Annotated in this window: 5 protein-coding genes; 1 reads left to right on the forward strand and 4 read right to left on the reverse strand. The window is 37.1% G+C overall.

Translation table 11 applies throughout. The features are described 5' to 3' along the window. A partial coding sequence (locus tag QNJ50_RS27550) for a PBS lyase (protein WP_300642077.1) occupies window positions 1-2,175 on the forward strand: 2,175 nt, incomplete at its 5' end. Window positions 2,176-2,366: 191 nt separating this feature from the next. Here the strand turns inward: QNJ50_RS27550 and QNJ50_RS27555 are convergent. The 4 genes from QNJ50_RS27555 to QNJ50_RS27570 all read right to left on the reverse strand — a co-directional run bounded on the left by QNJ50_RS27555 (window position 2,367) and on the right by QNJ50_RS27570 (window position 6,965). Then, the gene (locus QNJ50_RS27555; protein WP_300642080.1) at window positions 2,367-3,086 is read right to left on the reverse strand and encodes a DnaJ domain-containing protein; all 720 of its coding nucleotides are present in this window, start codon (window positions 3,084-3,086) and stop codon (window positions 2,367-2,369) included. 95 nt (window positions 3,087-3,181) lie between these two features. Beyond that, window positions 3,182-4,144 (reverse strand): cysteine synthase A, encoded by a 963-nt coding sequence (gene cysK / locus QNJ50_RS27560; protein WP_300642083.1) that lies wholly within the window; start codon window positions 4,142-4,144, stop codon window positions 3,182-3,184. A 245-nt stretch (window positions 4,145-4,389) separates the two neighbouring features. After that, window positions 4,390-4,830, reverse strand: a complete 441-nt coding sequence (locus QNJ50_RS27565; protein ID WP_300642086.1) for an Rrf2 family transcriptional regulator — start codon at window positions 4,828-4,830, stop codon at window positions 4,390-4,392. 344 nt (window positions 4,831-5,174) lie between these two features. Next, the gene (locus tag QNJ50_RS27570; RefSeq protein ID WP_300642089.1) at window positions 5,175-6,965 is read right to left on the reverse strand and encodes an iron uptake porin; all 1,791 of its coding nucleotides are present in this window, start codon (window positions 6,963-6,965) and stop codon (window positions 5,175-5,177) included. Window positions 6,966-9,452: the final 2,487 nt, after the last annotated feature.

Raw genomic sequence — 9,452 nt, forward strand, 5'->3', positions numbered from 1 at the left:
GCTTTAGGGAATTTAGGGGATGCTGCTAAACCCTACGTTCAAGATATTCTTACTTTCATCAAAGATGAAAAGGTTGATTCAAATATTCGCCATAGTGCAGCTTATGCTTTAGGGAATTTAGGGGATGCTGCTAAACCGTACGTTCAAGATATTCTTACTGTCATCAAAGATGAAAACGTTGATGATTATATTCGCAGTAGTGCAGCAGAAGCCTTAGGGAATTTAGGGGATGCTGCTAAACCCTACGTTCAAGATATCGCCGCTATCCTCAAAGATGAAAACGTTGATTTAAATGTTCATGCAGCACAAGCTTTAGGAAAAATTGAAAAGCTAAATTTAAATCAAATTTTGTTGGTTTTAAACAACTTTTACTATCCAAAGCAATCATCCTTAGATGAATGGCGCTTCCGAACCTACTTCTTTGCTGGTGGAACTGAAGAAACAAAAATTCTACTAAAATGGTTGGGACATTACGATCGCAGCAAAATTCCTACTAAAATCACCCACAAGGAAGCTAAAGAAACCTTAGAACTCTTTGCTAAAATTTGGCAACCCAGCGAAGGATTAAGATTACGCAAGGATTTAGCTTACAGAATAGTTCAAGTTAGTAAACTAGCTTCTTGGAAAACCCAAGACATTTTTTTACTGGAAACTCACCGCAATAACCTCAAAAAAGCTGGGTACAACGAAGCTGATTCCATTGAGTCAGTAATCATTAAGCTCAAAGGTTGGCAATGGTATTACAATTTCAGAAATATCATCTTAATTCACGCTGCTTTCTGGCTTTTACTCATCTTTGCTTACCCCAAATCTCCCCAAATTCAAGCCATCTTTTTCTGGAATCCTTGGGTAAGAAAAATTTTTGGTATGGGTTATGTCGGCTTTATGCTTACCTGGGTTCCTTTTCTGCGTCGCAAACTATTTGAACCGTTCCAAATTTCTTTACTTGCAGATGCTAGATTAAATAACTTTGACCAACAATCCTACTTTTCATCATCAAAAGTTGTCAAAAATCCCAATTCAAAACAATTTCTGGCGATCGCCGAAGCAATACCAAATATCAAAGGACAAACTGTCTTAATTGGGGATTCGGGCTTAGGTAAGTCGATGTTTCTGCGATACCTAGCAAAAAACTCTCTTTCAACTGTAGTTTATTTACCTGCTAGCAAGTGTGAAAAAGGTGTTATTGCAGCAATTCAAGCAAAACTACACGGACAAGCACAAGATGCTCGATTCCTGAAAAATTTGATTTACAGTGGTGCAATTGACATTTGTATCGATGGGCTGAATGAAGTTACAGCAGATACTAGGTCATTAATCAAACAATTTGTGGAAAGCTATTTCCGGGGTAATATTATCATGACCACCCAACCCTTGGAATGGGAACCCCCGACAACAGCTAAAATAATTTATTTACGACCGCTGCAACAAGAACAAATAGAAGAATTTTTAATTTCTCGTCAACTACACAACGGTGTAGGTTATCTCATCAAGGATTCTGAATACAAAGAAGCTTGCAAAGAATATCTCAAAAAAGCTTTCAACAATCGACAACCACCCGAAGAACTAAAAGCAATCAAACGGGTAATTTCTAACCCAATGGATTTAGTTTTGGTTGCTCAAATGCTATCACAAGGCAAAAAACCAGATCTATTTCGTTTGCAAGAGCAGCAATATAACTTAATGGCTTCCGAATATCAGCAAGAATGGGGACATCCATTTCCACTGAAAAAATTCTCATCATCCGTATACGAAATGCGACTTAACCATGATACAACTTTGAATGTAGAAGAATTTCATCAAGAATTACTTAGTTTAGAAGACGAAAAATATAAAATGGTTATCAGCCGTCAATGGCAAGGTACAAACGGCGAAGCGATGAAAGAATGGTACTTTCGCCATGATAAGATAATGGACTTTTTTCTAGTACAAAACTTTCTTGGTGACAGCGAAGAAATCCAAACAAGGTTAAATAAACACATCGGCGATCCACGGTTTCGCGGAGTTTACTTTTTACTCGCAAACCTGCTCGAACCCGATGCAGCATTTGGGCTACGAGAAAGTTTAATTCAATACGCTGCTGACACCAACGACCATACAGTAAGTGATACTTTCGTAAAATTGTTACGGTCTAGATCTGCGTCTTTAAAAAAGAGTTTAAATAATATTGATTAAATATAGATTTAAATAACTAAATCTAACTTTTCTTCTTACTTCTTATATCAATTCAATAAATCATTGGAAATAGATTTTCCGGTAGAGACGTAGCATGCTACGTCTCTACAGAAATTTATTTGTCTCATGATTTTTCCAAATTGGTATTACTCCTGACTTCTGATTTCTGACTTCTGACTTCTGACTTCTTCTCAAGCATATATATTCACAGCATCTCGAGCTTCTTGATGCAATGCATCAGCAATTCTGAACATTTCCTGTCCAGCATGCAAATAACTTTCATCGTAGTTGAGAGGAAAATATTCCAATTCATTTAACCCATCTCCAACCCTATCTAGGCAATAATACAGATGAGCCGCAGCTCTCGCCAAAATAGCAGGGTTAGGTAAAGAACGAAAAGTATTTTGTGCTTGCTTAATTTTGTCTTGACAAACTTGTAAATAATCCTGAAACTCTTCTAAAAGTTGATCATCAAAGGGATCGGCAGCCAATTTTTCAATTTGTGGTTGCAAAGAATAAAGAATTTTATGAAGTAAACTACTAACTGGTTTATAAACAAAGCGCAGCCATTCCTCAATTTTCTCATCTTCATTTTTTCGACGTTTGCGCTTTGCTTGGTGTTGTTGTTGCGCGGTCGCTGCTCTTTTCTGTCTGCGATCGCTAGTTTGTCGATCATGACGATCAAAGCTAAAGTTTCCAATCCCCAATTGTCGATCATAGGATTGACGACGTTGAACGTCACCTAATATTTCATAGGCAGCATTTATACGAATAATTTGCTCGTTATCTTTATTTTGCTGATTGGTATCGGGGTGATACTGCTTTACTAAACGACGATAAGCTTGTTTTATTTCCGCTTGACTTGCATCCGGACTAACCTCAAGAATTTCATAATGATTGGGTTCTGCCATATTTAGACATATTTAGAACTCATATTTTAGAAAAAGTATTCTTAGAAATATATTTCATAAAAAGCATTTTAGAAAGATATTTCAGAAGCATATCTTTAGGTGATATTACTAGCGACTCTTGGCTCTAAATCTTGAAATAGTGGTGTGCTTAAATACCTCTCTCCAAAACTTGGTTGTACCATCACAATCAACTTCCCTTTATTGTCTGGACGTTTAGCAACCTGAATTGCAGCACATAAAGCCGCTCCACTAGATATACCAGATAATAGACCTTCTTTTCTCGCTAGCAGCCTACCATAATGAATTGCTTCTTCATCAGTAACAGTAATTACTTCATCTATTAATTTTACGTTTAATACTTGGGGAACAAACCCTGCACCAATTCCTTGGATTTTATGGGGTCCAGGTCTACCACCAGATAATATTGGGCTGCTCGCTGGCTCAACTGCGATCGCTTTGAAGTTAGGTTTACGTGCTTTAATGATTTCAGAGATACCTGTAATTGTACCGCCGGTACCGACCCCCGCAACAATCATATCTACTGTTCCATCTGTATCCTGCCAGATTTCTTCCGCTGTTGTTTCTCTGTGTATTTTCGCATTTGCAGGATTGCGAAATTGTTGCAACATATACGCATGAGGCGTTTTGTCTACGATTTGTTGGGCTCGGCGAATTGCTCCATTCATCCCTTCTATCCCGGGAGTCAATTCAAGTTCGGCTCCATATGCTCTCAACATCGATCGCCTTTCAGCACTCATTGTTTCCGGCATTGTTAAAATTAACCGATACCCCCTTGCTGCTGCAACCATTGCTAGAGCAATACCAGTATTTCCAGATGTAGGTTCCACCAATACTGTCTTAGTGGGAGAAATTAAACCTTCAGCTTCAGCAGCATTAATCATACTTATGCCAATGCGGTCCTTAACTGATGCTGCAGGATTCATACTTTCCAACTTCACCACAATATTTGCTATGCAGCCCTCTGCTTGGGGAATACGGTTAAGTTGAACTAGGGGAGTACGGCCAATTAATTCTGTAATATTACGAGCAATATTCATTTTACTGTGTTTTTTTTACAAGAAATAAAAAGATGTTTATAACAAAATTGAGAACTCAAGATAGAGTTTCAGAAACAAAAATACCTAATTACTAGATTTTGAATCCACCAGATTTTGAACCTAAGAGACTTTGAACTTAACAGGCTGAAACTAACCGTAGTTTAGATATTTGTCATCCAGAAATAATTTACGATTGCTAGTAGTAAAGTTTAATCGACTATTACAAGATAATAACCAAGTTGAAATTAGATGTAATACATGATGTCTAACTGTTTGTGTGAATCCCGTTGCTCGCATAAATCAGCAAGAGTGTATTTTTTTAAAACTGAATTCGCTGCAAAACGTGCTTCTTGCCAAATTTCTTGAACAATAACACTTTCCACTGTTTTGGGTTGTTTTTCTTCTTCACATCCATGTATTTTATCTAACCCTTCTAAACATACTAAAATTTCAAAAACAGTTATTTTTCGTGGTTCTCTAGTTAAAAAATAGCCCCCCTTTGATCCACGTTGGCTTTTAACCAAGCCCCCGCGCCTAAGAGTTGCTAATAATTGTTCTAGATAACGGTCAGGTATATTTTGTTTAGTTGCAATCTGTTTTATTTGTAGTGGCTCAGCCAAGTGATACTTAGCTGCAAGTTCTATTAATGCCAGAATTGCATATTCAGATTTACATGATAGTTCCACAGGCAACAAATAGTAACTTCGCAGAGCGGAATGAAAATTTAGAGATGAAAATTGAGAGATTAAAACTTACTTAGAGATAATTATTAAGGATAATTACCAGCATGGCTAAGACTCTCTACTATTACAGTATACTCCGGTTCTCCACTGGGGTTTGTTGTTTTCCATGTTATTTTCCATAAACTCTTAGGGGGTACAGCATTGCTGCACCCCCGATGAAAAGGAATCAGAGATATTTAATTCTGAATTTCTCCAATATTTCAGGATTTCAAGTTCAAAATCTCCAATTCAAGATCTCAAATTCAAAATCTCAAATTCAAAACCTGAAATTCAAAACCTCAAATTTTTTAGAAGCTGAATGTAGTTCTTAAAGTACCGATAAAGGCATCTTCTGCATCATCACCTTGACCGGGAGCAGTTAAGTAGATGATACCAGGAGTAATGGCAACATTATCATTAACTCGATACTTGTAGAAACCTTCAATATGGTAGGGTCTTGCGCCATCAATTTCCCCACGATAAGGTTGTGCACCAGCATAGATACCTAAAAGGTTACCTTGCTTACCAAAATCAGGGAAGGCTACGCCCGCACCATAGCTCCAGACTTCACCATCATCATTACTACCAAAACCGTTCAAATCGGTGTAAGAGACAAAACCACTGATAGAAATTTTGTCGCTTGCTCTGAAGGCTGCCGATAAACCATATGAATTACTGCTGTAAGGGTTCTGCGCACCGTCAATCAAACCTCCTACACGTCCCCCGAAGTTTGCCGGACCGCTACCAACACTAGCTTCAGTAATGTTGCCATCATCAAACAATAAACTTCCTGGACCATGATAGCCATGTACGTATGTAGCTGCAACTCCGAGGCGATCGCTAAGGTTGAAGTTTAACTGACCTAGTGCTGCATAGTTTCCGTTAAACAAGCCTTCACCCTCTCCAGGACCATTTCCTTCAGAGGCGAGATAACCTAAGGTCAAAGAAGTACCCTTAAGGATGCCGCCTTTTTCACCAAAGCGGAAGTTAAGTGCAGCACCTGCACCACCACCAATGCGATAGATAGGATTTTGTGAAGCAAATGTAGATAGTGCACCTTGACCGTCATCGTCTTCTTCACCCTCAAAGTAAGGGTTATTAGTAGCAGCGTAGTGACTGTGTCTACCACCAGCAGCAGCCACGTATAATTTTGCCGGTCCAACAGGTACTTCGTAAGTCAATCTACCTATTTCAACATCGTTACCATTATCAGGCTCATTAAAGGTTTGAGTACCTTCAAAAGTATCTACTGCATTATCGTTCTCGTCATTGAAATTAAACCTTTCGGCATTACCAGAATCAAGACGAGTGATCAACCTATCTTTACCGGTAAAGCTAGTCTCTAAACCCAAACGAACGCGATTTTGGAAGACAGTGTTATTGTCATCAGCACCATCACCAAAAGCATCCGTGAGAGCAAAGATTGCCTCTCCTTTTAGTTTTGTAGTTGTAGAGAACTGATTTGCTTCCAATTCTGCAGTCCGAGCTTCTAATGCATCTACACGACCGCGCAATGTCGCCAATTCTGCAGAAAATTCTTCTTGTAACCGCTGTAAAGTTGCCAAATCTTCTTTAGTTACCAGGTCGGCTGTTGCAGTTGCAATCAGTTCATTTACCCTGTCCAGACAAGCATTCAAACCAGCTGCAAATTCATATCTGGTCATTGCACGGTTACCACGATAGGTACCGTTAGGATAACCAGCGATACAACCGTATCTTTCTACCAGAGACTGTAAAGCCTGAAATGCCCAGTCAGTCGGTTGTACGTCAGAGAACTGAGAAACAGATGTTACTTGGGATTGAGAATCGCCACTAACTCCCTCTTGACTATAGCGATTAATTTTCTCTAGTTCGCTAACTTGAACTGTTTGCTGTTGTTGAGTTTGTTGTTGAACTTGGGCTATTACTTCTGATTGGTTTAGGACTTCTTGACTATTTAATGCTAAAGCCTCTTGTTTTTCAGCCTGAGATAATTCTTGTGTTGTTGAGACTTTGGATGACCCTGCATTAGTTGCAGCGATCGCCGAAGTTGAGACAAGTATGGATGCTCCAAAAACAGCTGGAGTTACCACCAAGGATTTCCACAACAAATTAGACATTTTTTCTATTCTCCTCACAACCTTGCATAGACAATTTGACTTGCTGCAAACACGATTCCTTGAAATTAACTAAATCTTTTTCTGTGGAAGAGGCTAGACTGCCCTACCTATGATTTTAGTTTTTTTTGCAAAGCTAATAGCTCAGAAGAATTTTTAATTAATACTTTCGTTATTAACTTATGCAAAAACAGTGCAAAAACATTTATTTATAATATCGAATTATAAATCATTTGATTAATATAGCAACATGAGAAAATATAAGTCCTATATTATCTTAATAGTTAAATATACGTAATATAGATATCGAAGTTTATTATCATAATTGCTTATGATTTAAGGTGATTTTTTTTATTATCTCAAATTAAAACTCATTATTTTTACAGTTTTTTTTTACATATCTTTTGTCCGTATTTTTTAAGGGAAAGTCTTAGGGTTACTATTTACAATACTTGTATATCCGTGTAAATAAGCTTTTTTGGGGAAATAATATTTCTTTTGAGACTTTTCTATCTCTTGCAAACATAGTATAATTTCAGACTATGCAATAATATATTCTTTGTTTTAAAAATACTTTTTTGTAGATAACCGAATATTTTATACATACAACTTGTAAGTTATTTATTAGCTTAAAGTAATATAACTTACTGCATTATTTATCGATCGCGATTTTAAACCAAGATTAGTTTCATGATGTTCTATATAGTATTAAATAATTGATAGTATTTGTTAAAAAAAATTCACACTGTTGCTTTGTCAATCACTTAGAAAATACCTGCATAATTGCTTATGTTTTGCGTATTCATAAGTTAATCAAATATCTTTAATGTTATAAAGAATACTATTGAATTTAACGTCTGGGAATTTTATCAGCAGGATAATTTAGCTAAACTTTGATTTACTAATGATATTTATATATAAATAAGAATTATAGGTAAATTCAAAATTATACGGTTAAGAATTGCACAAATAGTATATGTTCTCATCCTTTGTAGTGAAGGTAATTAAATGCGATATCTTTTATCCTAGTAACTCAAATATTTATCAAACCTGAAATTTAGGTTTCCCCTCATGCTGTGTATGGTTAGCTTGAAACTTGAAGTCTATTTTCGATGCCAACTTTTGTGTTCGAGCACAGCTTTTATTAAAAAACTAAGATGACCAATAGCATAACCCAAAGCCTAAAAGACAGGAGTTAAAGTTAAAATGTTCCCCACATATTATTTTTAGTTTTTACCCGTACATCAATCAATTTTTATTTGCGATCAAGATAATCAGGGTTGATTAACGGAAACTGAGAACTGTTAATTAACCCCTCAGCTTTAGCAGCAAGAAGGTAAAACTTTAGGTTGTTGTGTTTCTATACGTGAATACGCACGCAAGCTACTAGATTACATAGCAATATCACTTTAGAATCGAATAGAGGTTCGATTTAGATAATACTACGACTGAATTGCTTGGAGAGACCCCTTCATCATTAACCAAGCACTTTTGCGCATACATAGTACATTTCAATTAAAACCTAGCGTTTCCGCTGTGCTAACGCATCTCCACAAAGCATATTTATACTCAACCGAAAACTGCTATATATTTGCTATTGAAAAATTGTTATTAATATTGTCTATATAATATGCATAGAAAATATCGATGCTGAGCAATACAACTACAAATAATCTATAAACAATATTACCTAAAATTTTTGAAATATTTTTTTGGAATAAAAGTTGACCTTTGGGAAGAGCCAGGTTTCAACAACTATTTTCCTTTACTTAGAATCTGTAAAATTCTTACTTTTATTCAAATCACCTCTAAAAACTATCCGCTCTTATGATAGGCTAAGGAGCCTAGATAAGAGCGGTCTAGCGGGTCTTCAAGTTGCAACCAGACTGCCGGAAGGATCTCCAAGCGAACCTAGCTACTTGAGATTAACTAGTGTCTCAAAGAGACTTAGGTTAATCTTAGAGAACAGCCCCGGCACACAGCCGGCTTACTGCAACTTGAGGACCCATGCTTATACTACTATCTTGCATGGGCATCACCTCCTTTTTGCCTAAGCGGACTTAATCTCTAATTGCAAAGTCAATAAAATTAACTTTTGCTTGTCCTCCCTGAATATAACATACTTTTGCTTAACGACTAGTCAAGATAGTTCGGTTTACCGAAATAACTTGAGGTTGGCATTGCCATTGGTAAGGAAAAAGCATAAGTGAATAGGGATCTGATACGAAATCCGGGTTAATTACCCCTTTTTAGAATGAGAGAGGCAAGTGAAGTGTAGGAGGTGTGAGAAGTGTGGGGGGAAATCCCAAAAAATATAAAGGGAAAGGGACTTTAAAAATCGGATTTGGTATGAATGGAGTAGGGACGGAGCGCACCTTCACACTTCACAGCCTGCGTGTTTCTCTATCCCTCTCCCCAAACCGGACTTGACACTTTCGCGTCATCCGGCTTTCCATCATTGCAACCGACTATGGTTGCCAAATGAAGACG

The sequence above is a fragment of the Mastigocoleus sp. MO_188.B34 genome (assembly GCF_030065675.1).
Classification (GTDB): domain Bacteria; phylum Cyanobacteriota; class Cyanobacteriia; order Cyanobacteriales; family Nostocaceae; genus Mastigocoleus.